Annotated in this window: 22 protein-coding genes; 4 read left to right on the top strand and 18 right to left on the bottom strand. The window is 50.8% G+C overall.

The features are described from left to right. Nucleotides 1–108: 108 nt before the first annotated feature. The 4 genes from cobA to nirB all read right to left on the bottom strand — a co-directional run bounded on the left by cobA (nt 109) and on the right by nirB (nt 4,614). The gene (gene cobA, locus B1728_RS23620) at nt 109–870 is read right to left on the bottom strand and encodes a uroporphyrinogen-III C-methyltransferase (protein WP_079912888.1); all 762 of its coding nucleotides are present in this window, start codon (nt 868–870) and stop codon (nt 109–111) included. Nucleotides 871–959: 89 nt separating this feature from the next. After that, on the bottom strand, nt 960–1,781 hold the full coding sequence (locus tag B1728_RS23615) for a formate/nitrite transporter family protein (RefSeq protein ID WP_079912887.1): 822 nt from the start codon (nt 1,779–1,781) through the stop codon (nt 960–962). A 33-nt stretch (nt 1,782–1,814) separates the two neighbouring features. Then, nucleotides 1,815–2,150 (bottom strand): nitrite reductase small subunit NirD, encoded by a 336-nt coding sequence (gene nirD / locus B1728_RS23610; protein ID WP_079912886.1) that lies wholly within the window; start codon nt 2,148–2,150, stop codon nt 1,815–1,817. Nucleotides 2,151–2,178: 28 nt separating this feature from the next. Further along, nucleotides 2,179–4,614 (bottom strand): nitrite reductase large subunit NirB, encoded by a 2,436-nt coding sequence (nirB, locus tag B1728_RS23605; protein ID WP_079912885.1) that lies wholly within the window; start codon nt 4,612–4,614, stop codon nt 2,179–2,181. A gap of 412 nt (nt 4,615–5,026) precedes the next feature. Here nirB and aroC point away from each other — a divergent pair, with 412 nt between their 5' ends. Beyond that, nucleotides 5,027–6,082, top strand: coding sequence for a chorismate synthase (gene aroC, locus B1728_RS23600; RefSeq protein ID WP_079912884.1), 1,056 nt, complete (start codon nt 5,027–5,029; stop codon nt 6,080–6,082). A 164-nt stretch (nt 6,083–6,246) separates the two neighbouring features. Here the strand turns inward: aroC and B1728_RS23595 are convergent, their stop codons facing one another. Beyond that, nucleotides 6,247–6,786, bottom strand: coding sequence for a hypothetical protein (locus tag B1728_RS23595; RefSeq protein WP_079912883.1), 540 nt, complete (start codon nt 6,784–6,786; stop codon nt 6,247–6,249). A gap of 36 nt (nt 6,787–6,822) precedes the next feature. Continuing rightward, complete coding sequence (locus B1728_RS23590) at nt 6,823–7,716, bottom strand: DUF2167 domain-containing protein (protein ID WP_079912882.1); 894 nt, start codon at nt 7,714–7,716, stop codon at nt 6,823–6,825. A gap of 406 nt (nt 7,717–8,122) precedes the next feature. Here B1728_RS23590 and B1728_RS23585 point away from each other — a divergent pair, with 406 nt between their 5' ends. Then, entirely contained in the window at nt 8,123–9,028 is a 906-nt protein-coding gene (locus B1728_RS23585; RefSeq protein ID WP_079912881.1) for an SDR family oxidoreductase, read from the top strand. Nucleotides 9,029–9,159: 131 nt separating this feature from the next. Here B1728_RS23585 and yidC read toward each other — a convergent pair whose 3' ends face one another. The 8 genes from yidC to B1728_RS23550 all read right to left on the bottom strand — a co-directional run bounded on the left by yidC (nt 9,160) and on the right by B1728_RS23550 (nt 18,564). Continuing rightward, nucleotides 9,160–9,975 (bottom strand): membrane protein insertase YidC, encoded by an 816-nt coding sequence (gene yidC, locus B1728_RS23580; protein ID WP_079912880.1) that lies wholly within the window; start codon nt 9,973–9,975, stop codon nt 9,160–9,162. Further along, complete coding sequence (locus B1728_RS35870; RefSeq protein WP_144027984.1) at nt 9,912–10,277, bottom strand: hypothetical protein; 366 nt, start codon at nt 10,275–10,277, stop codon at nt 9,912–9,914. The genes yidC and B1728_RS35870 overlap by 64 nt, the downstream gene beginning before the upstream one ends. Nucleotides 10,278–10,465: 188 nt before the next feature. Continuing rightward, nucleotides 10,466–12,490: a heparinase II/III domain-containing protein gene (locus tag B1728_RS23575; RefSeq protein ID WP_079912879.1), complete on the bottom strand. Its 2,025-nt coding sequence runs from the start codon at nt 12,488–12,490 to the stop codon at nt 10,466–10,468. Then, a complete protein-coding gene (locus B1728_RS23570) occupies nt 12,487–13,254 on the bottom strand; it encodes an SDR family NAD(P)-dependent oxidoreductase (RefSeq protein WP_079913119.1) in 768 nt (255 codons plus the stop codon). The genes B1728_RS23575 and B1728_RS23570 overlap by 4 nt, the downstream gene beginning before the upstream one ends. Continuing rightward, nucleotides 13,254–14,312: an SGNH/GDSL hydrolase family protein gene (locus tag B1728_RS23565; protein ID WP_079912878.1), complete on the bottom strand. Its 1,059-nt coding sequence runs from the start codon at nt 14,310–14,312 to the stop codon at nt 13,254–13,256. Before B1728_RS23565 ends, B1728_RS23570 begins: the two co-directional genes overlap by 1 nt. Nucleotides 14,313–14,344: 32 nt before the next feature. Then, entirely contained in the window at nt 14,345–15,667 is a 1,323-nt protein-coding gene (locus B1728_RS23560; protein ID WP_179136169.1) for an ABC transporter substrate-binding protein, read from the bottom strand. A gap of 301 nt (nt 15,668–15,968) precedes the next feature. Beyond that, on the bottom strand, nt 15,969–17,387 hold the full coding sequence (locus B1728_RS23555) for an extracellular solute-binding protein (RefSeq protein WP_179136168.1): 1,419 nt from the start codon (nt 17,385–17,387) through the stop codon (nt 15,969–15,971). Between the two features lie 139 nt (nt 17,388–17,526). After that, a complete protein-coding gene (locus B1728_RS23550) occupies nt 17,527–18,564 on the bottom strand; it encodes a dienelactone hydrolase family protein (RefSeq protein ID WP_079912875.1) in 1,038 nt (345 codons plus the stop codon). Nucleotides 18,565–18,805: 241 nt separating this feature from the next. Here B1728_RS23550 and B1728_RS23545 point away from each other — a divergent pair, with 241 nt between their 5' ends. After that, on the top strand, nt 18,806–20,671 hold the full coding sequence (locus B1728_RS23545; RefSeq protein WP_079912874.1) for a DUF2264 domain-containing protein: 1,866 nt from the start codon (nt 18,806–18,808) through the stop codon (nt 20,669–20,671). Nucleotides 20,672–20,788: 117 nt separating this feature from the next. Here B1728_RS23545 and B1728_RS23540 read toward each other — a convergent pair whose 3' ends face one another. Next, nucleotides 20,789–21,151 carry a DUF2500 domain-containing protein gene (locus B1728_RS23540; RefSeq protein ID WP_079912873.1) on the bottom strand — a complete coding sequence of 121 codons (363 nt, stop codon included), beginning with the start codon at nt 21,149–21,151 and terminating at the stop codon, nt 20,789–20,791. Between the two features lie 166 nt (nt 21,152–21,317). Beyond that, the gene (locus tag B1728_RS23535) at nt 21,318–22,613 is read right to left on the bottom strand and encodes a stalk domain-containing protein (RefSeq protein ID WP_179136167.1); all 1,296 of its coding nucleotides are present in this window, start codon (nt 22,611–22,613) and stop codon (nt 21,318–21,320) included. 274 nt (nt 22,614–22,887) lie between these two features. On the opposite strand from B1728_RS23535, the gene B1728_RS23530 reads away from it, so the two are divergent. Next, complete coding sequence (locus tag B1728_RS23530) at nt 22,888–23,202, top strand: metal-sulfur cluster assembly factor (RefSeq protein WP_079912871.1); 315 nt, start codon at nt 22,888–22,890, stop codon at nt 23,200–23,202. 121 nt (nt 23,203–23,323) lie between these two features. Here B1728_RS23530 and ilvN read toward each other — a convergent pair whose 3' ends face one another. Together ilvN and ilvB are read right to left on the bottom strand one after the other, a co-directional pair. After that, a complete protein-coding gene (ilvN, locus tag B1728_RS23525; RefSeq protein WP_079912870.1) occupies nt 23,324–23,806 on the bottom strand; it encodes an acetolactate synthase small subunit in 483 nt (160 codons plus the stop codon). Continuing rightward, nucleotides 23,803–25,482 (bottom strand): biosynthetic-type acetolactate synthase large subunit, encoded by a 1,680-nt coding sequence (gene ilvB / locus B1728_RS23520; RefSeq protein WP_144027998.1) that lies wholly within the window; start codon nt 25,480–25,482, stop codon nt 23,803–23,805. Before ilvB ends, ilvN begins: the two co-directional genes overlap by 4 nt. Nucleotides 25,483–26,408: the final 926 nt, after the last annotated feature.

Raw genomic sequence — 26,408 nt, 5'->3', positions numbered from 1 at the left:
ATCGCTTACCCGCAAAGGGTTCGCGATCTTTTAATTATCATAAAAAAATGTCCAGACAATAGAAAAAGAACCGGCACGAAGCATTCGCTTCAGCCGATTCTTATCGTTTCATCCTGTTTTCTCTTCAAACCAGGCCAGCTTATCTCTCATCCTGACGACTTCGCCAATAAGAATAATAGCTGGGTTGGGGAGCTGATGCTGCTGAACGACTGCAGCAATGGTGGCCAAAGTCCCGGTGACCGTTCTTTGCTCCGCGCGGGTTCCCCAAGAGATGACGGCAGCGGGAGTCTCCGCGTTCCGGCCATACTGGATGAGCTCTTCACACAGATACGCAATGTTCCCCATCCCCATGTAGAAGGCTATCGTATCCGTTCCGTTAGCAAGCGCATGCCATTTCTCCGGGGATAGGGTGTCCTCCTGACATAAATGCCCGGTAACCATCGTGAAGGTCGTCGCTACTTTGCGCTGCGTAACGGAGATGCCCGCATAAGCCGGAGCTGCTATGCCTGAAGTAATACCAGGAATAATCTCATAGGAAATCCCGAGATCTGCAAGCACCTCAGCTTCTTCCGCAACGCGGCCGAATATGCAGGGATCCCCGCCTTTCAAGCGGGTGACCGTATATCCCTCCAGCGCTTTTCGGGCAATAAGCTCATTGATTTGTCCCTGCTCCATCGTATGCTGGGTCGGATGCTTGCCGCAGAATATAAGCTCCGCGTTCGGCTGAGCGTATTTCAACAGCTCCGGATTGGCTAACCGGTCATACACGATCACATCGGAGGTTTGAATACATCGCAATCCTTTGACTGTTATTAAATCCGGATCGCCAGGTCCTGCTCCAACAAAAAATACTTTCCCCTTCTTCGTCATCATAAGCAGCACCTCAACTAAGCTATGTTATAGAAAAAGTATGATAGAGCCCTCCGTTTTTAGCGGAAGCACTTCATGACATTAGGCGGTCAAGCTGCCTTGGAATTTTTGGAAGGAACGCCCGCATCTTTGCGCATATGGGTAAAGTAGAGCAGCAGCCCGGTAAACAAGACCCCTCCGACAAAATTGCCGAGCAGAACAGGAATTTGATTCCACAGCCACCAGCCTCCGAAGGAGACGTTGGCGCCATACATCATGCCGGCCGGAATGACGAACATATTGACGACAGCATGCTCGAAGCCTTGTGCGAAAAACGTGAGAATCGGAAGCCACATGGCTGCGATTTTTCCTAATGTAGATTGACTTGTCATGGCCATAACCGCACCTAATGTTACCATCCAGTTGCACAGCACGGCTTTGGCAAACACCGCAACCATCCCATCGAACCCTATGCCCGAATAGCCGTTCGTCTTCGTTTCAGCCGTCTTGATGATCGTTTGGATAACGGCGTTATCGCTGACATGTCCGAAGTTCGTTACAGCCGCATAAAAGAGAGCCGCATAGGCGACCGAGCCTGCCAAATGCCCGATAATTACCCATAAGAAATTGTTCAGCATGCTTCGAACCGATACTCGTTTATTAAGAACCGCCAGCGGGATCAAAGCAAAGCTCCCCGTTACAAGCTCCAAGCCAAGCAGAACGATCATGACGAAGCCTACCGGGAACACCAGGGCTCCGACGAGCCCCAGCTTCGTTTGTGCAGATGCGGTAAAAGCGAGCGTAGTGGCAAAGGCCAATATGGCACCGCCTAAAAATCCTCGAATCAGTAAATCTTTGATGGATAACTGGGCCTTATTGACGCCCGCTTGAACCATCTGTTCCACAACCTGCTCCGGTTTGACGTAATCCATTCCTTCCAACTCCTTTTCTACCCTCCGAGATGATTATGAGGCAATACTATCAGGGCTATCGAGGACTAGAACGACATCTCTCGTCTGCTCGTCAATTTCTATGCGATATGCTGTGACACAGCCTTCGTCAGGCGCCTGCACGATGCCGTCATTCAGATCGATTTTCCAATCATGCAGCGGACAAAACACATGATGATCACACACAATCCCTTCGGACAGCTTCCCGTTCTTATGAGGACAGCTGTTCTCAATCGCCCTGAAGCCGCCGTCCGAAAGTTTGAAAATCGCAATTTCTACACCATCCACATGAATCACTCTTGCTCTTCGTTCCATAATGTCCGATTCGTTAGCTACAACTATTCTTTTCATAAGACCCCTCCTAATTCGATCATCCTGATTAATGTTGAGCCGCGGTCATATCCTTTGCTTGGAGCTCTTCGAAAGTAGCCCGCAGCTTATCCTTCTCAATGATTTCTTTCCATGGATCCGTCGTTAAGCTGAGTGTCTTCTCAATGCGTGCCACCAAAGCTTCGCGATCCTCCTTCTTCTCGAGAGCCGCAGCAATCGAAGCAACGCCAACACGCTCCACCCATTCGCTGGTCCGCTCATTCCATTTGGCTTGCTCGCGGTAATATTGCAGGAAGGCCCCTGCCCATTCGAGCACTTCCTCTTCCGTCTTCACTTTGCAGAGCAGATCCGTCGCTCTCACCTTCACTCCTCCGTTACCCCCGACATGCAGCTCCCATCCCCCATCGATCGCTATGACCCCGAAATCTTTAATAGAAGACTCGGCGCAGTTGCGAGGGCAGCCGGAAACGGCAAGCTTCACCTTGGCAGGGGTGTTCAAGCGCTCGAATTTCTTTTCCAGCTTAATTCCCATTCCTATGGAATCCTGGGTTCCAAACCGGCAGAAGGTAGATCCGACGCAGGTTTTCACGGTTCTTAAGGCTTTCCCGTACGCATAACCGGACGGCATATCTAGATCGGCCCATACTTTCGGCAAATCTTCTTTTTTCACACCCAGCAGGTCGAGTCGTTGTCCGCCTGTAATTTTAACCATCGGCACCTCGTACTTCTCAGCCACCTCGGCGATTCGTTTCAGTTCCTGCGGTGAGGTTACGCCTCCGTATATTCTCGGCACGACCGAATAGGTTCCATCCTTCTGGATATTGGCATGATTCCGCTCATTGACAAAGCGTGATTCTCTTTCATCTTCATGCTCTTCAGGCCAAATCATACCTAAGTAGTAGTTCAACGCCGGGCGGCATTTGGAGCAACCTTCCTCCGTTTTCCATTCCAGCACATTCATAACCTCTTTGGTCGTCGTCAGATGCATGCTGCGTATAGCTGCCACGATTTCATCCCGCGAATGCTCCGTACAGCCGCATATGCCTTCCTTGACCGTTTTGACGCCGTCTGCACCTAAAGTAAGAGTCAGAAGGTCGGCGACCAGCGGCTTGCAGCCTCCGCAGGAGCCCGAAGCTTTGGTGCAGGCCTTGATCTCATTGACGCTGCTGCAGCCCTTCTCCTGAATGGCATTGATGATCGTCCCCTTGGACACCCCATTACAGCCGCAAATAATTTCACTGTCCGGCAGGGATGCGACATAATCCGTCCCTGATTTACCGCTGCCTCCGGCGCTGTCTCCCAGCAGTACCTGCTTCTCTCTTCCTGTTACATCCTCGCCGTTACGGATCATGGCAAAAAGCTTCGAGCCGTCGCTGGTATCTCCGAATAGGACGGAGCCGATAACCTTACCGTCTTTGATGACGACTTTCTTATAAATCCCTTCAAAATCATCCTGCACCCGTACCGAACGGGTACCCGGTTCATCCGAGAATTGCCCTGCGGAGAATACGTTAACCCCCGACACTTTCAGCTTGGTCGATACGACGGAGCCTTGATATCCCTGGGAAGCGACTCCCGCCAGCCTTTTGGCCAATTCGGCCCCTTGCTCATACAGAGGAGCTACCAGCCCATAAGCTACCCCGCGATGCTCCGCACATTCGCCAACGGCATATACATTCGGTATATTCGTTTCCATGTAGTCATTGACCACGATGCCCCGATGGACTTCAACTCCGCTTTCCTTGGCCAAGGCGACATTTGGTCGAATACCGACAGCCATGACGACAAGATCGGCTTCCACTTCACTCCCGTCCTTGAACCTTACGCCGGTCACTCGCTTCTTGCCCAAGATAGAGTCCGTATTTTTCTCAAGCAAAAACCGCATCCCTTGAGCCTCCAATTCCGATTGCAGCATACGCGATGCCGTCTCATCCAATTGGCGCTCCATCAAATATTTAAAAATATGAACGACCGATACATCCATGTTCAAATTGCGCAGGCCCCGGGCCGCTTCCAATCCTAGCAAGCCGCCACCTATGACGACCGCCTTCTTATAGGTTTTGGAGGCTTCCAGCATCGTTTGGCAATCCTTGATATCCCGGAAGGCAATAACCCCCTCTTTATCTGCGCCGGGGAGCGGCAGCATAAAAGGAAGTGAGCCCGTTGCCAGAATCAGATCATCATATTCCGCCGTCATACCACTAGATGTTTTTACGATTTTACGCTGGGTGTCGATATGATTCACGGTCTGACCGGCGTGTAGGGTGATTCCATTATCCTTGTACCAATCCCAATCGTTAATGACGATATCCTGTATATCTGCATCGCCGGCAAGGACGGAGGACAGCAATATACGATTGTAATTCGGATGAGGCTCGCTTCCGAATACCGTGATTTCATAATCATGAGGTGCAAGCTTTAGCAGCTGCTCGATGGCATTTACACCCGCCATCCCGTTGCCGATTAATACCAGTTTCTTTCTCATACCCATCCGCTCCTCATCTAGTGTAATGTTGATTAACATGAAATTCGATTCACTCACTAAAAATAACCATTTTCTTAAGTCAATGTTATGTTATATAACACTGCTCATACATTTAATTTAACGGCTGAAGACGGATATTTCAATACTTTTTTTATGATAATTCCATGTTTCTTAAATATATTTTTTAATAACACGTACATTATAATAGAAAATCAGATTTATCGTTCGTGTTTTGTGTAATTTCTCCCTAACGAGCTTTAGTTTTCATGTCATAATATATTACATGTCTTAAACATGATATAGATCTGTTCTATCGCTTTATCGATTTATTGCTATTTCATCTATTCCAAAGTAAGCCTTATAATAACCCTTAACATCACACTAAAAGACGATTACAAAGGAGCGGCAAACGATGGCAGGAAATTCATTCGGGGATACATTTAAAATCACCACATTCGGAGAATCTCACGGAGAAGCGGTGGGAGTCATAATCGACGGGGTGACTCCAGGGGTAGAGATTGACGAGGCCTATATACAAGTGCAGATGGACCGGAGGAAGCCGGGGCAATCTTCCGTTACAACCCCCCGGAAGGAGTACGATCAGGTCCATATATTGTCTGGAATGTTCGAAGGAAAAACAACCGGCACGCCGTTATTCATCATTTTATATAACAAGGACATGAGACCGTCCGCATACGACGATATCAAGCTGGCCTTCCGTCCCGGACATGCCGACTACACCTATTTGCAAAAGTATGGGATTCGGGATCATCGAGGCAGCGGAAGAGCCTCTGGAAGGGAAACGGCGGGAAGGGTTGCGGCGGGAGCGGTAGCTCGCAAATTGCTTGAGAAGCGCGGCATTTCTGTGGTCGCGTATTCCAAAGAGATCGGCGGGATCTCAGGAAACCAATTCATAGAAAGCGAAATCGAACGCAATGCGGTTCGGGCCGCCGATCCGGAAGCCGCAAAGCGGATGATTGAGAAGGTTGAAGCACTGGCCGCGGCCGGGGACAGCTGCGGCGGCATTGTGGAATGCAGAATCCGGGGAGTGAAGGCCGGGATTGGCGAACCCGTATTCGACAAGCTGGACGCAGATCTGGCCAAAGCCATGCTCTCGATCGGCGCGGTCAAAGGTATCGAATTCGGCGCAGGCTTCACCGCGGCTGCTATGCTGGGCAGCGAGCATAACGACGCGATGGACGCCTCCGGCTTCTTGAGCAATCATTCAGGAGGTATCATTGGCGGGATCAGCACCGGAGACGAGATCGTATTCCGCGTTGCCATCAAGCCGACATCCTCCATCTCCGTCCCGCAGCAAACGGTGAATGTCCGTGGGGAGGAACAGACCATCGTAACCTTGGGAAGACACGATCCGTGTATCTGCCCCAGAATCGTACCGGTCATCGAGGCAATGGCCTGCCTCGTTATAGAAGACCACTGCAAGCGGCAAGCCGCCTTGCATGATTGACCGTTCAGGTCACTCCCCCTGCATGAGCCCCCCGAAAGCACTTCCTTGCAAAGCGAAGTGCTTTTGTTTTTTTACACGCCAGACTTAATAAATTTTCGAGGCCGGCGCCGTAAATCGAAAAAGACCGGTTCCGTAACAGGAACCGATCTTTCCTACGCCACTCACTAGAACAGCTTGGCCAGCTCATTTTTTCTATTATGGATCGCTTGTACCGCGGCAGCGCAGCGTTCCTTGCCGAGCTTTTCGCAGAGAAGCTCAACAAATTCGGCACTCCCTACATTTTCCATCGGCACCCATACCGTCCTCCTGGCGTCTTTAAGAACAAAGCAGCCTCCAAAAAATCGCGTAAAGGATACGGTGTGAATATCTTCAAAATAGATCGTTTTCCTCCCGTACCACTGGTATCTCGTCACGTACCGATCGCTGACCACCGTCTTCGAGCAAGCGAGAATGATGGAGCACATACCAAGAAAAAGCGCGGCCGCTCCTAAATAAATAAGATGATAAATCCAATCCTCGGAATCGTCCTCGTCCAAATAGAATAAAGCAAACGCGCATAGCGCTATGAAAAAGCCTATGTATACGCCGCGGTTGATCAGCTTCCCTTTGACAAGCACCATGTCCCCCCGCCGATTTCTTCGTGCAGGCTGAAATGCATAGCCCAGCAGATATTTGTTAATAAATCTGGCAAAGACCTGATTCACTTCCGTATCCCTCCTGCATCCTGGAATATGGACTCCTTACACCGGTGGCGTGTTTTCTTGCTGATCTTGCGGTGAGGTCTGCACCGGCTCCTTCTTCTTCCTGCTGAACAATTTCTTAATCAAGCCAATGATCACGCCGAACGCTGCGATAATGACAATAAAGAATTTTTTACCCAACAGGCCGATTGTGGCAAGCAAGCCGACCTTCTTGGCTACAGCCAATCCAGCGCCCCCAAGGATCAGCGCACTCAGACCATATTCCGATACCTTATCCTTGGATGCGTCAAAATCCTCATACCGTTGCCCCTGCTTCATCTCCAGCTTGGTCAAAATTTTCTCAGTCAGCACTTTCTTATCCGCTTCACGATGCTCAGGGTCGGAGATCAGAATGGCCGATACGTACCCTTGTCTCGTTAAAATACGCACATTGTAATTCAGCAGCTGCTCCTTGTTATCGTCCTCCGCCAGCATGGACCAAGTGAGGTTATGTGTTTTTTCGTCATAGAAAGGCTCAACATCCCAGCCAGTTACGTATAGCCTTTGACCAGGCTGCTTTTCCTTATTGGCTTCTTCCGTCCCTTTTTGATAGCTTTTCAAGATGGCTTTGGCATCAATCTTCTTCTTCTCGTCGTCTTTGATATGACCCGATTCCTCGTATTCGAAGATGACGGCCCAGTTCTGATTCTCATCCTTCGGATAAATACTGCCGAGTTCCTTGCCGGAGGGCGAATCGTGATTATCCTTGCTCATCTTCATCGTATTGGCTGCATCCAGGAAGACAAAGGACGGATCCAAATCAATCGTCGCCACTTGCTTCAAATCCACCTTTTTTCCGCCATCGATCCAATTGTATTTGTTCTCCGCCGCAGATACTGCCGATCCCCACAGCAAAGTTAACGCTAGCGTCATTCCGATAAACCGTTTTTTCATGTTGTTGATCCTCCACATTTGTTTTTCTAGTTTGATATTAAGCTTCACTTGCTTCATTCTAGCTGTCGTGTTCATACGACCCTGTCCAATGACCTACTCCATTCTTTCTTAAATTTGTGCCCTAATTCCCATTTCATAGAGAGCATGAGCTGGGTTATTCTGTTGAAATCCTTGTTTTTTAATATAGATTTGTGTATTTTTTAACAATTATGGGTTTCATTTACTTTCAGGCACTTTTATTATTTCGACTTGAATCGGCTGATTGTTTAGCTTTTGTATTGTGAACATTTTGTGAACATGCCAAAAAGGCTATCTGAGAGCAGAAATCTTGCAAGCCCAGTAACCACTAGATAGGCTAAGGAATACACTAACTCCGAACAAATACCCAGTCTGTTTGGAGGTACCCATGAATTCGTATCCTGTTTATCCGTATTACAGTAAAGAAACGGTGTGCAAGGAACAGCCTATCACATTCCCCCCTCAGCATCAGGATCAGCAGCCCGGACTTGAATACTTAATGAATCCCCGCCCGATTTCCGAAAATCCATCCTATGCCGGAAGCGGCAAATTGAAAAATAAGGTTGCCATAATTACCGGCGGCGACAGCGGTATCGGACGTGCAGCGGCTATAGCCTTTTCCAAGGAAGGGGCCAATGTGGTCATCGTATACTTATATGAAGTACCGGATGCCGAGGAAACCAAGCGTCGGATCGAGCAGCTCGGCGGAAGATGTCTGGCTATTCAGGCCGATCTTCGGCACAAGGCCCAAAGCGCCTCCGTTGTTGAGCAAACGCTGCAAGCATTCGGCAAGCTTGATATACTGGTCAATAATATCGGGGTTCAATTCCCGCAGCAAAGCATTCTCGATATTACCGAGGAGCAGCTGCTCAACACGTTCACCACCAATATTTTCTCGTTTTTCTTTATGACTCAGGCTGCGCTGCCGCATTTGAAGCCCGGAAGCTCTATCATCAACACCGCTTCCATTACGGCCTATAGAGGCAATAAAGAGCTCATCGATTATTCCTCTACCAAAGGGGCTATCGTCACCTTCACACGGTCTCTCGCTATGTCGCTGGTCGACCAAAATATCCGGGTGAACTCCGTAGCCCCGGGCCCAATTTGGACGCCATTGATCGTTTCGAGCTATTCGGCCGAGGAGGTATCGACTTTCGGGTCCGATACCCCTATGAAGCGTGCCGGGCAGCCCTTCGAGCTGGCCCCAGCCTATGTCTATCTCGCGAGCGACGATTCCCGATTCGTGACGGGAGAAACGCTGCATGTTAACGGCGGGCAGTTTATTACTTCTTAAGTAAGCCAAGGCAAAAGCCTCGTATAAGGCAAAATAAAACGGCCTCCGTCCGATGAATTCGGAACGAAGGCCGCTTAGTTTTTTTATACCGACTGCCTGAGCTGTTTTCTTAAGGGCTTGCCGGTTCTTCATTAATGATTCTTCTCAAGGCTCAAAGCTTCGCCGGGCTTCGAATGATAGATTTTTTTGGCCCACAAGGTCTGCAGCAGAACGAAGATACCACCGACTACCCAATACAGTGGAACGGCTGCCGGAGCGCTGAATGAGAATACAGCCATCATAATCGGCGATATATAACCGACCATGGCAAACTGCTTCTGCTGCGCCGGATCCGTTCCCATCTGGGAAACCTTGAATTGAAAGAAATAAATGATCGCCGCGATGAACGGCAGAACCGGATCGGGACGTCCCAGCTGAAACCACAGGAAGGAATGGTCGGCTAATTCCGGTGTAAGCTTGATTGCATAATATAAACCGGACAGGATAGGAATCTGGATTAGCATCGGCAAGCAGCCTACGGCAAGCGGATTGACCTGATGCTTCTGATAAAGCTGCATCGTTTCCTGCTGCAGCTTGGCTTTGGACTCCGCATCGCTCTTGTCTTTATATTTCTCCTGAAGCTCCTTCAATTCAGGCTGCAGGAGGTTCATTTTCTGCTTCATCATGTGCTGGCTGCGGTACTGTCTCATCATAAGCGGAAGCAGCACCAGTCTGACCAGCAAGGTTAACAGGATTAATGCCATACCATAGCTTCCGTCAAAGAACGAAGCAAAATGCTGAATCAAATAAGAAAAAGGAAACACAATATAATGATTAAAAAATCCCGGGGTGTTGGCATCGATCGTTGCGTTCGGACCGCTGACACCGCACCCGCTTAATAAAACTAATGCTGCAAGAGCTGCGAATAAGCTGTATTTTTTGAAAAAGGTGAATGCATTGTTGGCCATAAAGGTCCTCCTCGTTGGATAAAAGTCTTAACTCCCAACGAAGAATAACAATCTTCCAAATCACCATCAGGCGCTTCTTTTCGCTTTACTTTTCTGGTGAGCCAATGATGCTGCTCCACCCGGTGGCCATCAGGCATGGGCATGGGCAGTACAGGGACCCAGTCATGGTGGACCGGGAACAGCCCTTCTGTAGTTCCTTCATGAAGATGGGCTAGATAAGCATACGTGAACGTACAAATGACGCTTATGGAAATCAAGTAGGGAATCCATTCGTGGATGACCATTTCCTGAACCTCAAACAATGCATTCACCTCCTTTTGGTTTACTTACATTATTTGATTTTTAGGGTACATTGCTCTGCACCCGCACATGCTTATCCCATTCGGGCATACTTCTTTTACGTTCTTCTTATGAAGATGTTTCATTTCACCTGTAATGTTACTTTGTTCTCCTCATGAAGTCCAGAACCATTTTGTAGCTGAACCGGACCTTATGACCGTTTGAGTTCAAGTCCGCGTACCGGATCTAAGACAGCCCGCCATTCTTCCAGCTCAACAGCCTTCCTATCCTTAGGTAAAAGGGACATCCTAAGGCTGCCGCTTTCCCCAGTTTCACCATATACCGTGATAAAAGCAGCCTTCCGTCCAAACTGCCGGTGAAGGATGCCATGCATCCTATCGATAGGCCGCTCCGCAGTTCCCGGAGTTTCTGTAAGTACCATACGGGAGCTCGGGGACAGCCAAGCCGACATTCGGATCCCTTCCCCGCTCCTTCCGCTCATGGTTAGCTGGACCCAATCCGCTTCGGCCGATTGCCCGATGCATTCCGAAACCGTTTGGACATAACGATACGATCCCGCCTCGTCCAGCAAGCCGGATTTTGGCTTCCATAGCTCGCTATTTAATGGAGATAACTTAGGGCTGTGCATCCACCAATCTATAGCGGCTTCTTCCTCAAGCTCAACCTCAAACCAATCCAACAGCCAGCTGCCTGTTAGCAGCAGATGCCGGTCCATTCGGCAGCCTTCATACGCTTCCGATGAACTTAGCCAAGCGTAGGTCCATTCCGGATTATCTTCATAACGGACAAGCTTCCCTGTATGAGCGGCTTGTGACCGCTGACCTATTACAACCGTGTTATGACTCTCGGTACAAGCGTACCATTCCTTTCTCATGACCGAGCCGTAAGGCACCATTCCGAGCTCAGGCGCGAGCCATCCATCCCTGGATGCCAGTGTCAAATGCAGCTTATCGTAATGGCCGTGTGATCCTCCATGCTCCCCGTAATCGGCAAAGAACGAGAGCAGTCCGCTTGGCCTTCGCCCAATGACAAAACCGGATGATTCGAGCAGCTTCGAGGTATTCCGACCAGGATCCGGCTCATGATAGTCCTCCAAACTTCCTTGGCCGTAGACAAGCGCTTCTAGTCCGGCTCTCACCGGCCTCCCGTACATCTGGCGGTATGCCTCACGGAGAAGCGGCACATACCTATCTTTACTGTACCGAGTTAATCCGACTTCTACCGTTTCGGCGATTTCTCTGGCATACGGTATACGCTGATATGGGCCGTCATGAAGCGCGATAAGCTCGCCTTGATCATTAGCCAAAGCTGCCATGACGTCCAGCATCCCTTCAAACGACTGTCCCTGCTCTCCAGTCATTGAATACCAGTCCATACCTAGCCGACCGGCCATCTCCGCTGCAATAAAATAAGCTCGCAGGACGAATACATGGTAGTAGGTACTCCCCTCGTATTCCATCTGGTCAGGACGAATCCCGATGGATAAGTGATGCCTGAGTCCCCCCTCTCCTTCGAGAAGCTCCTTCATCCGCTCCGAATCTTGCCTTCGAGCATACAAGCAGGCAAGCGCAGCGTTGAGCCAGGCCGTATAATTGCTCTCCGGCTTCTTCTGCACTTCGACCAGCAGCTTTCTGGATTGAGTCATGCTTTCCTCCAGCATAGAGAAGAACAGCTCCAGCTGATCAGTCTCATTCTTCCCGGCGGATTCTCTTCCAGCGTCGCCAAGAAGCAAATACGCGCGCAGCAATGTCGTAGCCCAGATGGCCTCCGTCAAGGCCTGATGAAATGCCCTGCCTTTGAGCATCCAGCCTTCCGCCTCAGGATGAACGGGGTAGCTTGGGAATTGCGCCGCGTATCGCAAAACAATATCCATACTCCACTGGGCATAACGCTCCTGTCCGGTTCCGGCATAAACGGCAGCTGCCTGAAGCGCATACCGGGCATAGGATTGATGCTTCATCACCAGCCAGGCTCCGCGATAAGGCTCCCCTTGCAGCGTGCAGCCTTCTGGGCAGTGAAATTCCCGGGCATCCGCCTCTATGGGATCGAACAGCAGCTCCGTATGATGCTTCGGGCAGACATATTGATGCCACCAGCCTCCAGGCTCGACCGGAATATCCAGCGGCAAGGCCATAGCCAGGTCGAGTTCCTTCTGCAGCTGTTCCAGCACTTCAGCCGCCCAGCCATATTTCGTAACCTTCTCGCTAATGTTCATCGCATAAACATGCCACCGTTAATCTCGATGGTTTCCCCCGTCAAGTAATCGGACAGCGGCGAAGAGAGGAACAGCGCGCTGTTGGCCACATCCTCCGGTAGGCCTTCCCGGCCAAGCGGGATGCCGCTTACCGTCGCCTTGCGTGCGGCGTCGGAAGTAAAAGTCGAATGAAAGGCCGTCTGCCCGATAAAGCCCGGCGAAAGGACGTTGACCTGAATGCCGTGAGGGGCGACCTCCTTGGCCAAGCCCTTGGAATAAGCCATGACCGCCGCTTTGCTGGCCGCATAGACCGAAGCCCCGGGACCTCCGCCATTGTGCGCCGCAAGCGACGCCATGTTGACGATTTTCCCTCTACCCTTCTCCATCATGCCCGGCAGAACGGCTTTGCTCAGGAATACGGTGCTCTTGAAATTTACGTCCATGATTCGCTGATATCCTTCTTCGGTCATTTCGGTGTTAGGGATACGCTGGATCATATGCCCCGCGTTATTTACCAGAATATCTATCCTGCCTCCGAACGCTTGCTCCACCTTTTCGATCAAGGATGATATTTGCTGCACTTCCGTTACATCCGCCTGGAAGCATTGCGCTTCCCCGCCGCTGTCCCGGATAGCCTGCACTGCCTGCTCTGCCGCCTCCTGCTTGCTTAAATAATTGACCGCTACCCGTGCACCGGCTTGGGCAAGCTTGCTGGCAATGGCAAATCCGATGCCTGCATTCCCTCCTGTCACTAAAGCGATTTGTCCGGATAAGTTAATAGAAATCATAATGACGCCTCCTCGTGTTGTTTCTCTTCCCTGAGCCGTTCCACTACGGAACGCATACTTTCAGCCAGACGCTCTCCCATTGTGATGTGACCGTAGTCGGATGGATGCGTCAAATCGCTGGTTAAGGAAGTGAAATCGGTCATAATATCGCTTCCTTCCAGCAGATACAGCCGGTTGTGGTTCTTGAATGCTGCATACGCTCTCAGAATGTCGTTATATTTTCTCATATTGTCTGCCGCTGCATGGCTCTGATCTTTGTAAAAGCTGGCCCGGTTCGGATAAATCGTCGTCAAGAAAACCGGTTTGTCAGGATGCTTGGCAATAATGCCGTCCAACAAGTAGGAAGCGCGCCTTGAGAATTCCTCTGCAGGAACACTGGACATCATATTGACGCCGATTTCAAGAAATGCGAAGTCCCAGTCCGAACGTTCCGCTATATGATCAGCCACCTCCCGCTCACAGTGGCACGAGCCGCTCAAGCCAAGATTGAGCACATCCACCTCCAGCCTTCTCGCAGCCTGCTGCACATACCCGTTATAATGACTTAACGCTCCCGCCCCTTGAGTAATCGAGGACCCGTAGGCAAGATAGGTCAATCTCGGAACCTCATCCCGGTCAGGCGGCCGAACCTCATGGCCAAATGCATCTACCTCATAAAAGACAGCGTTAAAGCGCTCACAAAAAACGCGCCATACCTTGGATGAAAAAGCCCGGTTATGCAGGCTGTCCGGCTCCACATCGGCAAAACGCTCCGGAATTTCCAGATGAATCGTATGCGCTATGCCTGCCTGGAGAGTGTGTGAGGAGTGAAAGAAATCGCCGCGGAACACAAGCACGCGTCCATTCGTTTCCAGAGAAGCCAGGGTAACCCTCACATGCTTCGCATCGGTAACAAAACGAAGCTCACATCCGTTCGATTGCACCGCTTTCGTCCTTCCATTCTCGCTTAACGCATGCCGAACCCGCTTCGGAAATCGCTGAAGCCTCAGGCCCGGAAGCAGCTCCTTACGTTCTAGCTCGACCACGTTATGAAAACGAATACCTTGATAATCCATGATTTCCCCTCCAGCTGACAACTGCATCCTATTTACTTCTTAGTCGCTTCGATAGCTTTGTTCGCCCGCTCCTCCGCTTCCCGCAATGCCGTATTCTCGTCCTTACCCGATGCAATATCGACTAGAGCGGCGAGCATCTCTTTATCGGCGATGGCCTGATACTTGGTCTTTTCCGTCGGATCGGCGAATTTCTCGGGAAGCAAGGACTTCACATGCTTATGTGCAAGCACCGGGTCGTTGGATGCGAAATGATTCATAATTGAGGCTTGATTTTTCAAAATCGAGGAATAGCCGTCCCTGACAATAAAATCCTGAAATTCATCCGAGGTAACATAGGACATGACCTGGAAGGCGGCATCCTTGTTCTTGCTTCCCTTGGATAAATAAAAGTAGGTAGGGTACGATTGCGGACCTATATTGGGCTTCTCCTTATAAACAGGGAGCTGTACGATATCCCAATCCAAAGCGTCCTTGAACACCCTGGCCGTTGTGCTCAAGGCGGCGAACATGGCGACATTCTGGTCTTTATAGAACGGCTCCTGCTGGCTTACCAGATTATATTGGTTATTAAGGAGTCCATTCCCCGGAATGCTGTAAAACCGCGTTAAATTTCCAAAGGCTTGCCGGAAGCTGTCCACTGTAAATGCCGCTTTGGAGGTTTTGGAGTCAATGTGAGGGGCCGATAACTGATTCAGCTGCATCAAATGCTGGACGGACATCGTCATCCCTTTAATCTGCTGGCCATTATCGGTTCGGGTCATCGTCTTGGCCAGAGCATAGATTTCGTCCCAGGTCATTCCATCCCTCGGATAAGGAACTCCGAATTTGTCGAAAAGGGCTTTGTTATAAAACAGAGCTGCAGAGGTCGTGCTGACAGGCAATCCATAAATACCGCCTCCGGCGAGCTGCCTTTGAATGTCCACCGTGGACGGCTCCAGCCGCGATAAATCATAGTTGTACTTCTTGATGAGACCGCTGATGTCGTCCTGCATTTCGTAAGCCAGCAAAAAATTCGAGGTTAGTCCGATGGATGTAATCAAAATATCGATGGTTTGCCCCGAAGTAATAACGCTGGGCAGCGTCTGTGCGTCCTTCTGCGGGATGAACTTCAGCGTGTAGTTCGGGAACTTCTTCTTGATTTGGTTTCCGTAGGTGCTCATAAACTGCTCTTCCGTCCAACCATTGACGCAAACGTAGAAGACAAGCTCCGTCGGCGTCTCGCTAACCTTTTTGACCAGATCCTCTCCCTTCACCGTCTTAGCTTCCCCAGTTGTTCCTGATGGTTCGCATCCCGACAACGATACGGCAATAGCACAGAGAATCAATCCTGACAGCCGTTTTGATTTGATCCGCATTCGTACCCCTCCTTGTTTCCTTGCTGGCTTCCTCCACATCCTTTTATGACCTTTATCTGACTCACAAAATAACTATAAACTAGGTTACGGACTCCGTCAATACTATTCGGTCAATATTATGAGTCAATTATGAGTCAAAAGACAAGCAGTTCTCCAATTTGCAATTTCCTATGGGCAAACTAATCCCGCTAAGCGGATCTTGGCCTCGAGGCTGCCTCAGGTGCTTTCGTAGAGCCCCGAAATATAAAAAGCAGGCTCTCTTAAGAGCCTGCACCGATTCATTCTTTGGATATTTTCTTATCTATCTATTAAGATTAGGGCTCACGGTGATCCCGCTATCCGCTTGCGGAAGCAGCTGCTCCAGCTTTCGGCATAACGAGTCCCGATCCTGCAGACCGGATAAAAACAGCATCGTTTCCCGCTGCATTTCTTTGAGCTGATGGTTGCTGAGCCCAATCTCCGTGATGAGGCGGAAGGTCGGAATAATCTCCCTGTACATGAAAAATCGCGAAGGGCGGTATATCGTTTCCTCCCCCTGCCATTCCATGGCCGACCGGTGTGCCGTAATATTCAAGGTTTGACACCGAATCCTGAGCTGGGTCTCGTAGGAGGTAAGGAACTGCACCAGCAATTTGGACGCCTCTTTGGACCGGGAACGGCGGTTGACAGCCAGACCGTTGACGATCAGCAGCGTCTTATTGTTTTCCATTCCGGGCAGGGGCGATACATCAAAGGAAATGCCGGCATCCTTCAGCTGGTTGAGGAAGTAATACGTCGTCATAATGACGGATACCTTCCCTTCCAAGAACAGCGCCTCTGCATCGGCATCGCTTTCCGACAGCAGGACAGGAAAAACATCGGTCATCTCCAGCAGCTCTCTGCAGATGCCTAAGCCGTCCACAGCTTTGCTGGCTGTCAGATGATACTCCCCTTTGGCGTCAGATTCGAACTTTCCGCCGCTTTGCAGCATGAAGATGGGCCACCGGTTACGGGAAGGAAGATAGAAATAGAAGCCGAACCGTTGGCCCTTCACCGCAAGCTGCTTCCCGTAGCGGAACAAGTCCCGCCATGTCCAGCTGCTGTCCGGCTCGGGAACTCTTGATTCACGGAAATGCTCTTTATTGTAGCATAGCACAACGGGTGATTGAATAAAGGGCTGTACGAGCGTCACTTCCCCGCTTACAAAAGGAGCTGTAGCAAAAGGATACAGCTCATCATTAATTTCAAGAGGCTCCAGCAGTCCGGTTTGTCCGGCCTCGGCAAAATCCTGAAAATTATTGTTGTTCATCATGGCGACGTCCAGCATTTCCGCATCCATATATTCCAGCAGCGTTCGGCTGTAATTCATCGAGGACAGCTCAACCGGTTGCACGCGAATATGAGGATACTGCCGGTGAAAGCTATCAAGCAAGCTGTCCAGCAGGGCAAGCTCTCCGGTTGCCTGGACGTAACCGAATTTGATGACGGTACCGCTCGGCTCGGGTGGGCGGATGACCTTGTTGCCGACGCGGGCAATTTTCTCGATCAGGCCTTCCTCAACGAGGGTTTCGAGCCCCTTGCGGACCGAGTTGTTGCTCAATTGAAATCGCAGCTCCAGATCATTCTCTGAGGGCAGGAAGCTCCCAATTGGAAGCTTTCCCGAAATAATCTCCTCGCGAAGCGTCGCGATCATCTCTTCCAAACGCGCCCGAAAATATTTGCGGCTGTTTCGTTTCAGCATGAATCTACCCCACATCTGCCTCGCATTACTCAGCTTTTCCTTTTCTTAGCATACTGAAAATCTCTGGGAAGGACAAGTCGCGTTAGCCGACGCAGCGGAAAAATCGTTATGCATGGGAGAGTTAATGAAATTGTTCCCATCAAGACTTCAGTCTGGTTAGAGTATTCGCGAGCCAATCAAAGGACCTCTCCCCGCTAACCTCATGCCTGCCCTCGAACACATGGGAATCCAGATTCGAGCTGAGCCCCATGTCTGTGTAAATTTTCTCCAATATACGAATCGCTTCTCGGGTCGTTGCGACAGGGAATATCGGATCATCCATCCCCGCTTCGATAAACAGCGGCTTCGGAGCGATTAATCCGAGCAAATCCGGCATTTCGGCATGAAGCAGTATGCCCGGGATATAATTACACAGGCAATGACGCATGGCCAGTATGCTGCCCCGGTAGGTGTTCGGATAAATCCCGACGACAGACGCTTGAATTCGAGGATCAAGAGCGGCGGACAACGAAGCGATCGTTCCTCCCCCGGAATGTCCCATATTCCCGATCCGTCCGGCATCCACCTCCTCCAGGGTCGATGCATATTCGGATGCGCGAAGCGCCTCGTATACGCGAAGGCCTGCTGTCGTTTTACCGGCCATCATTAACGATACCGACAGGTTATAGCATGAATTTTTTAGACTAGGGTCCTGCAATCGGTCGCGCTCCAACCTCCGGTCACCGAATCCTGCTACCTCCGGCGCCACGACAACAAGTCCGCGGCGTGCGAGCTCTAGAGCGATATTATCCCCTCTCTTGCCCGTCTCGGGCTTCGGCGATCCATCCTCCTGCAAGCCGACCAAGGACCTGCTCCCGTAGCCATGACCGTGCCATAGCAGGACGGCCGGATTCTTGCCCTGCAGCTGCTTGGGCTTCATTATATATACCGGCATACGAAGCCCGCCCAAGGTTGATATCTCAACCCTCTCGCGGATTACGTCCTCCAGCTCGACGCTTTCCAGCAATACCGGCCGAAAATCGGCATCCTCCCCCTGCGGCATATCAAAGCTTCCGAGCGATTCAATCAACCTGCTTCTAAGCTCCAGCCGCTTCTGCTCCCGAGACCCCATTTGGCTCCCGCGCTGCTCCTGTAATGCATCATAAATACCGTCAAGAAAAGAATCCAATTGCGGCATATCCAGCAACCTCCATTCCATTGTCAGCGCTTACTTTTTATCCCTGATGATCTTGGCTGTTGGTTTAACCATACCATAGAATGAGGACACGTTCTTTGCAAACCTTGCTCTATTTTTCTTTCCGATAACGTTATCTTGATTTCTTTGAGAATATATTGACTTGTTCCTGCAAAACCCATTTTTTTCGGGCAAATCGATGTATAATCGTAGGCAACTCGCTTTGAAACAGGAGGCTTATAGCATGAAACAAACATGGGACTTACCGATCACACAGAACCCGCTTCGGACAAAAGACGACTTGCGTCAGGCATTCATACAGCTTACCGATCCGTTAAAGCCTTATTACAGTGAAGGGGCCTCGCGGCTGTACCTCGGGAATACCGGTACAAGCTACACCGACGATATAGCTGGGATGGAAGGTTTTTCGAGAATTCTTTGGGGGCTTGTGCCGCTGCTGGCCGGCGGGGACGAACCGGAATTATGGCAGCTCTATGTTCGGGGAATCAAGAATGGAACGAACCCGCAGCACGAGGAATATTGGGGGGACGTTGCCGATTACGATCAGCGCCTTGTGGAGATGGCCGCTTACGGTTTTGCACTGGCACTCGTGCCGGAGAAAATACAAGCAGCCTTCAATGAAGAGGAGCTGCAGCGTCTCATCGTCTGGCTGGATCAGATCAGCAGCAAAAAGCTGTGGGACTGCAACTGGCTGTTCTTTCTCGTGCTGGTTCAGATGGGCTTCAAAAAGGCCGGATTGCCCTATGATCAGCAGCTTATGGAGCAAACCTTACAGGATATGGACCGCTTCTACCTATCGGAGGGCTGGTATGCGGACGGCATTCAGGGGCACAGCGACTACTATGTTCCGTTCGCCCTCCATTATTATGGGCTGTTGTATGCCAAGCTGATGGAGGCGGACGACCCGGACCGCTCAAGGTTATATAAAAGCAGAGCAGAACAGTTTGCTCACTCCTTTATCCATTGGTTCAACGAAGAAGGAGCGGCCCTGCCTTACGGACGAAGCCTTACTTATCGTTTCTCCCAGGCTGCTTTTTGGAGCGCGCTGGTGTATGCGGGAGTCGAGCCTTTCCCTATGGGAGTCATGAAGGGGCTTATTCTTAGGCATTTGCGCTGGTGGTTTCAACAGCCGATATTCCAACCTGACGGTACCCTATCTATCGGGTATGCGTATCCGAATTTGATCATGGCAGAGAACTATAATTCTCCAGGCTCTCCCTACTGGGCTCTAAAAACCTTTTTGCCGCTGGCTCTGGATGAGCAACATCCGTTTTGGGCTGCCGAGGAGCTGCCGCTTCCTTCGCTTCCGAAGCTATCTGTCCAGCAGCCTGCACACCTGGTCATTTGCCGTGACGAGGCCAGCCCGCATATGCTTGCGTTCAATACCGGGCATATCGCAACGAACGAGCATACGCATACATCCGCCAAATATGAGAAGTTCGTCTACTCTACCTTCTTCGGCTTCAGCGTTCCGCGGGCGGAGTGGGGCTTGGCACAAGGCGCCTTTGATTCGATGCTGGCATTAAGCGAGGAGGATAACCTGTACCGGGTGAAACGGACGGCGGCGGAAAGCCGCATTGCAGAGGACGGAACCCTTTATACGCGCTGGAAGCCGTGGTCTGATGTCGAAGTGGAAACCTGGCTGATTCCCGGCAATCCATGGCATGTCAGGGTACATAGGATCGTCTCGGGCAGAGCTTTGAATCTGGCTGACGGGGGGTTTGCTTTAGGCATCGACCATGGACGAAGGAAGCTGGGCACGCTGCAGGTTCACGAGGAGGAGCTTTCACTTAAGGCCGCAAACGACCTGGGTTCGGTCGGAGTTAAGCTGCTGTATGGGACAGGCAAGGTCGAATTGATTACGCCGAACGCCAATACGAATTTGATGTATCCCCGGACGGTCATACCGACGGTCAGAATGAGCATTCAGCCCGGAACACATTGGCTGGCTACCGCAATCTATGGGGAACCCGCCGCTGGCAAGGAAAACCGTTGGAATAGCTCGCCGTCCGCAAGCATTGCAGGCAATGAGCTGTCCATCACATTTACCGGCTGCGACAAACAGGAATTTAAGAAAATACTTGACTAGGCTACACAAAAAATCGCCCTCATCACTTTGCCCGCAGCAAGGATGAAAGGCGATTTTTTTCATGACAGTAAGATTAAATGTTACACGCTGCTCGTCATTCCAGGATCTCATCAAGCTTTACCCGATGTCTCTTTGAAAATCGTTAAAGCGTGTTCCTTGGTAATTCAGCTTTCCATAATCCCCTTCGACTAATAACCCGTGAATGGAGCCTCGTACCCTTAATTCGATCCGCCTTCCGTCCTCGAACTCGAAGGTGACGAAATAGCTCGTTGTAGAGCTTGTGTCCCCGGAGCCTCCCGACACCTCAAGGCGTTTGGATACGACTCGAGCCGGTACATGAACGACTTCCGCCGCGTTGTTGCTTGCCCACGTCGTCAAGCCTTTGACAATAATAAATACAAGAGTTCCGATAATCAATAAGGGAACTATGACAAACATGGCGTCGAATATAGGCGGAGAACCTGAGAAACCAATCGGCATTGCAATTCCCCCTTTTGTAATCATCCGTTCAAATGCATGTCTGCCGATCAGCAGACTTGTTCCGGATAACCCTCTCTAAGATGGACGCCAATAGCCAGGGAAAAGTTTCAATTGTTGGAAAAAGAGCTGTCTTGCAGGCCCTATTCCCTGCGAGACAGCTCTCTTATTAATGTACGTTGGATTGTCTAATTACGCCGTTCTCCGGCCAGGTGTAAAATTCACGATCAAGCGTCAAGCTGATCGATTTGCGGACCAGCGGATTCGTCTTCAGCGAATTCATAAGCTCCTCCGTCATAACCAGCTCATACTCCCGATCTCCCTTTTGCTGGAACAAACGAATTCTGCGGTCGGCTACTCCATCGTTCTCCTTGATTAAATCCAGGAACGGGGCCTGAAGCTGCTCAGCGGTTTCCCCGTACTGAAGCACCCGGTCTACCCGATAAAGTGCCTGGTCGTTCTCAATCCGGTCTACGATAAGATCCGATACTCCGTCTTTATTCGAGGACAGCTTCATAATCAGCGACGGGTGCTCATCACGATCCAGAGGCCGGGTATCCCTAATGTTGGCCGTATAGGTTTGCGGATCCCAGTTGACCAAGAGACCGAGCTTTTCTGCAGTATCCCGAAGCGGCACATAGACGACTCCCCCATAATTAAAAGGATGTAATTCAGGAGCGTATACTCTGCCGTCTACTCTTGCCAGGACATCGGAATAAGTGACCGCGGCTACAAACGGTTCGGTTCCCAACGGAATCCCGATGGCCGTATCCTTGAATTCCGATTGAGACGGGTCCCCCTTCGCGGCAATTCCCGCCCATTCGGAGCGCAGCAATATTTCATAGCGGTTACTTTCCGAATTCCATACGGTTACGTACCCAAGCGTGTCTCTGAAAAAGGTCATCGGCGCGTAAAGAGAATTATTATAGAATAAAGTCCCTGGCGTGACAGGTATTGTTCTTCCATCCAAAGTAACCGTAACATTCGAACCCGGGTAAAGAGTGATTTGCTGCGGTCCCGGATCGGGATAGCGAACCATTCCCCGCTCTTGCAGCTGGTTTACCCTGTTCTCGGCCTCTTGACCTTCGAACACGTCAAACACGCCTGCTGCCGGCCGGCCAAGACGGTTATCCGCGTACACCAGGTAAGTGTGCCCGAGCTCGAAGGTTACCCCGCATTGATCGCTGTCCGGTGCCGTCAAAATGGTGCGTACAAAGCTGCCCTTTAAATTGGAAAATGTCGTAAAAGTCGCCATCCGGTACGGCTTGCCGTCATAAAATACATTCTCCACATTGGTGACCGAGCCGTAAAGCACGTTGCTCGCCAACGAGTAATCGGTTTCGGCAGACGTTACCTCTCCCTTCGAGCATGCAAACACTTTTTGCGGGCTGGTCGTTACCCCAGCGGGAATAGCGGCCAAAGTCACCATCGCAGCCGCTACACAGGTTATGATCCCTTTCTTCATACGTACAACTCTCCTTTTCTCTCTACAATGTCCCATCTTTCATTACCCACATTTTCCAGGGTGAAACAGGAATTTTTTATACCCATATATTTCGAAATGGGAATTTCCTTTCCGGGGATGGGATCCTGTTTTTTGTGGCAATTTTTTGAACAACAAGAAACTCAATCACTCTTATTGTATTTTTTACCATTCGGGGTAATGAATAGTTTTTAGCCCTGTGGCTGAATATAGGGTTGCTCCATTGTAGTTCAAAATCGTGTATAGAGGTGGAACTATGAAAACCGAAGATCGCATTTTAACCGCGCTGGAAGAAGTGCTTGATCCCGAGGTCGGCGTGAACATTGTAGATCTCGGTCTGGTCTACGATGTAACCGTGAATGCAAGCGGAACAGCGACCATTAAGATGACTTTGACGATTCCCGAATGTCCGTTAGCTGATCAGATTGTTTCCGATGTCAAGGCGGCAGTTGAACAAGTGGAAGGCGTGAACAAGGCGGACGTTCAGCTCGTCTGGGAGCCCAAATGGACCCCTTCCAAAATGAACGATCTGGCGAAGGAGCAAATCAGAGCGCGCCAAACCTTAGTCTAGCTCTTTAACTGCCAGTGACAGGCGGTTTATTGCATTGCAAGCCAAGAGGCTGTCCCCTGCAAGGATTGACCCTGCGGGAACAGCCTCTTGGCTGTGCGAGCTGCTGCTATGTGTCAGGTCGTCAGTTTCCTCTGCTCATGGCCGTTGCTCCAGTATAGGACAGCTCGACAATGCCGTAAGGCCGCATCAGCTCAACCATCGCATCCAATTTACCGAAATCGCCAACCGCCTGAATAATCATATGTCCCGGACCTACATCGATAACGGAAGCCCGGAACGTTTCCACGACGCCTAATATTTCCGGACGGCGGGAAGGCTCTGCCTCGATCTTGATCAAAGCAAGCTCCCGGGACACCATAGGCTTTGAGCTTATGTTGCGAATGCTGATGACGTCAATCAGCTTGGAGAGCTGCTTCTGTACCTGCTCCAGAGTCCGGTCATCTCCGCTTGTCACAATAGTCATTCGCGATAATCCAGGCTCTTCCGTACCTCCGACGCTGATACTGTCAATATTGAAGCCCCGACGGCCGAATAATCCGCATACCCGCTGAAGCACCCCGGGCTGATCGTTCACAAGAATGGCTAGCGTATGCTTTCCCATCATTCGAAATCCCCCATTAACATTTGATCCAGTCTTGTTCCTGCCGCAACCATCGGAAACACGTTCTCTTCCTTCGGAACCACGAACTCTACAAGCACGGGTCCCGGCGTGTCCATGGCCTCCTGCCATGCCTGGATAGCTTCGGCTTTTGTTGTAGCCCTCAGTCCCTTGATGCCGTATGCTTGCGCAAGCTTGACAAAGTCCGGGCTTCCCGCCAGATCGATATGGCTGTACCGGTTATCGTGAATCAGCTGCTGCCACTGCTTTACCATTCCAAGCACCTGATTATTGATAACGACAATCTTGACCGGGATTTGATGAATGGCACATATCGCCATCTCTTGCGCGCACATCTGCATGCCGCCGTCCCCGTTCACGGAGATGACAAGCCGCTTCGGATTCGCTGCTTGCGCGCCTATTGCAGAAGGGAAGCCGAATCCCATCGTCCCTAGCCCCCCTGAAGTAATCAGTGAGCGGGGATGCTTAAATTGGTAAAACTGCCCGACCCACATCTGATGCTGGCCTACATCCGTCGTTATGATGGCCTCCCCATCGGTAGTATCACTGAGCATTTCAATAACAAATTGAGGCTTCAGCTGATGATCGGTGTCCTTATATCGCAACGGGTGCTTCCGTTTGTTATGGTCGATCTCTGCAAGCCATTCCCCTGTTGAAGCCGCTGCTGCCTTTGTGTTTAAGTATTGCAGCGCCATTTTGATGTCGCCTACGCAGGGAATATCGGTCTTAATGTTCTTGCCGATTTCCGCAGGATCGATATCGATATGCGCTATTTGTTGTGCTCTCGGGGCAAATCCGTCCACGCGCATCGTTACGCGGTCATCAAACCGGGAACCGATAGAAATAATCAGATCCGCGTTTTGAATAGCCGTGTTCGCCGTGTACGTACCATGCATGCCCGCCATGCCCATGCACAGCTCGTGAGAGCTTGGAAAGCCGCTCAAGCCAAGGAGCGTTGGAGTTACTGGAATCCGAGCTGCGCCGGCGAACGCGATCAGCTCTTCCGAGGCGTCGGCGTACACGACTCCTCCGCCAGCAATAATTACCGGTCTAGCCGATTGCTTGATCGCAAGGAGCAGTTTATCGAGCTGATCGTAATCCAGCTTAGGCGTCTCCCGGTAGCCTCGAATCGGTCTATGCTCATAAGGACGGTATACGGTCTTGTGGTTGGACACGTCCTTGGGGATGTCGATCAGTACAGGCCCTTTCCGCCCCGTATTGGCAATATGGAAGGCTTCATGAATAATCCTCGGCAGCTCCCTTACATCCCGGACCAAGTAGCTGTGCTTCGTAATCGGCATCGTTATGCTGACAATATCCGCCTCCTGAAAAGCATCCGTCCCCATCACCGTAGTAGGCACATTCCCGGTGATAACGACGAGCGGCACCGAATCCATGTAGGCTGTGGCAATACCCGTTACCAGGTTGGTCGCCCCCGGACCGGAGGTGGCGATACACACTCCGACTTTGCCGGATGAGCGCGCATAGCCGTCGGCTGCATGGATAGCCCCTTGCTCGTGCCGGGTCAAAATATGCTTGAATTCCGGATTGCCCACCATCGCGTCATAGATGTATAACACGTTGCCGCCCGGATACCCGAATACACATTCGACCCCTTCCTGCAGTAAGCCGCGCAGTAAAATCTCCGAACCTGTGACCATTTCATCGGTCAAATCCGCCTTCTTTGCTTGGGGTGCCAAGCTTGCATCTTGAACTTGTTCCACGGTATTCCCTCCTGAAATATAAAATCCCCTCCCGTCCCGAGCCGGCACAAATATGCCTGGCTCAAGGGACGAAAGGGGTTCATTTCCGCGGTACCACCCTGGTTCACCGGAATCTCGCAATTCCTGCCTCATGAGGTAAGATGGTCATCTTACCTGCAGCACGATAACGTGTGCCATTCCGTTTGGGACTACTCGCCGCTTTCTGCCTCTCTAGGGATAGAGGCACGGCTTTCGAACAAAGGCTCCGAGACGACTTCGCACAAAGGATTATGGCGAAGGTTTCAGCTTTCCCTCCGCTCTCTGGGCATAAGAGCCCCTGCGCTTTTTTCTCTTCATCGCTATGCGTTTATTCAATCCAAAAACCCCTCCCATCCCAAGCAGGCACATGTCATGCCATGCTCAAGGGACGAAAGGGGTTAAATTTCCGCGGTACCACCCTGATTTACCGGAATCTCGCAATTCCGGCCTCATGAGGTAAGATGGTCATCTTACCTGCAGCACGATAACGTGTGCCATTCCGTTTGGGACTACTCGCCGCTTTCTGCCTCTCTAGGGATAGAGGCACGGCTTTCGAACAAAGGCTCCGAGACGACTTCGCACAAAGGATTATGGCGAAGGTTTCAGCTTTCCCTCCGCTCTCTGGGCATAAGAGCCCCTGCGCTTTTTTCTCTTCATCGCTATGCGTTTATTCAATCCAAAAACCCCTCCCATCCCAAGCAGGCACATGTCATGCCATGCTCAAGGGACGAAAGGGGTTAAATTTCCGCGGTACCACCCTGATTTACCGGAATCTCGCAATTCCGGCCTCATGAGGTAAGATGGTCATCTTACCTGCAGCACGATAACGTGTGCCATTCCGTTTG

This window comes from Paenibacillus sp. 32352 (assembly GCF_002042965.1).
In the GTDB taxonomy this organism is placed as follows: Bacteria; Bacillota; Bacilli; order Paenibacillales; family NBRC-103111; genus Paenibacillus_S; species Paenibacillus_S vulneris.
This window is presented reverse-complemented; position numbering and strand designations above follow the sequence as displayed.

Coding starts and splice junctions, on each gene's coding strand:
- cobA (WP_079912888.1), bottom strand. CDS start 870: ATGACGAAGAAGGGGAAAGTATTTTTTGTTGGAGCAGGACCTGGCGAT.
- B1728_RS23615 (WP_079912887.1), bottom strand. CDS start 1,781: ATGGATTACGTCAAACCGGAGCAGGTTGTGGAACAGATGGTTCAAGCG.
- nirD (WP_079912886.1), bottom strand. CDS start 2,150: ATGAAAAGAATAGTTGTAGCTAACGAATCGGACATTATGGAACGAAGA.
- nirB (WP_079912885.1), bottom strand. CDS start 4,614: ATGAGAAAGAAACTGGTATTAATCGGCAACGGGATGGCGGGTGTAAAT.
- aroC (WP_079912884.1), top strand. CDS start 5,027: ATGGCAGGAAATTCATTCGGGGATACATTTAAAATCACCACATTCGGA.
- B1728_RS23590 (WP_079912882.1), bottom strand. CDS start 7,716: ATGAAAAAACGGTTTATCGGAATGACGCTAGCGTTAACTTTGCTGTGG.
- B1728_RS23585 (WP_079912881.1), top strand. CDS start 8,123: ATGAATTCGTATCCTGTTTATCCGTATTACAGTAAAGAAACGGTGTGC.
- yidC (WP_079912880.1), bottom strand. CDS start 9,975: ATGGCCAACAATGCATTCACCTTTTTCAAAAAATACAGCTTATTCGCA.
- B1728_RS23575 (WP_079912879.1), bottom strand. CDS start 12,490: ATGAACATTAGCGAGAAGGTTACGAAATATGGCTGGGCGGCTGAAGTG.
- B1728_RS23565 (WP_079912878.1), bottom strand. CDS start 14,312: ATGGATTATCAAGGTATTCGTTTTCATAACGTGGTCGAGCTAGAACGT.
- B1728_RS23560 (WP_179136169.1), bottom strand. CDS start 15,667: ATGCGGATCAAATCAAAACGGCTGTCAGGATTGATTCTCTGTGCTATT.
- B1728_RS23555 (WP_179136168.1), bottom strand. CDS start 17,387: ATGCTGAAACGAAACAGCCGCAAATATTTTCGGGCGCGTTTGGAAGAG.
- B1728_RS23550 (WP_079912875.1), bottom strand. CDS start 18,564: ATGCCGCAATTGGATTCTTTTCTTGACGGTATTTATGATGCATTACAG.
- B1728_RS23545 (WP_079912874.1), top strand. CDS start 18,806: ATGAAACAAACATGGGACTTACCGATCACACAGAACCCGCTTCGGACA.
- B1728_RS23540 (WP_079912873.1), bottom strand. CDS start 21,151: ATGCCGATTGGTTTCTCAGGTTCTCCGCCTATATTCGACGCCATGTTT.
- B1728_RS23535 (WP_179136167.1), bottom strand. CDS start 22,613: ATGAAGAAAGGGATCATAACCTGTGTAGCGGCTGCGATGGTGACTTTG.
- B1728_RS23530 (WP_079912871.1), top strand. CDS start 22,888: ATGAAAACCGAAGATCGCATTTTAACCGCGCTGGAAGAAGTGCTTGAT.
- ilvN (WP_079912870.1), bottom strand. CDS start 23,806: ATGATGGGAAAGCATACGCTAGCCATTCTTGTGAACGATCAGCCCGGG.
- ilvB (WP_144027998.1), bottom strand. CDS start 25,482: ATGGTCACAGGTTCGGAGATTTTACTGCGCGGCTTACTGCAGGAAGGG.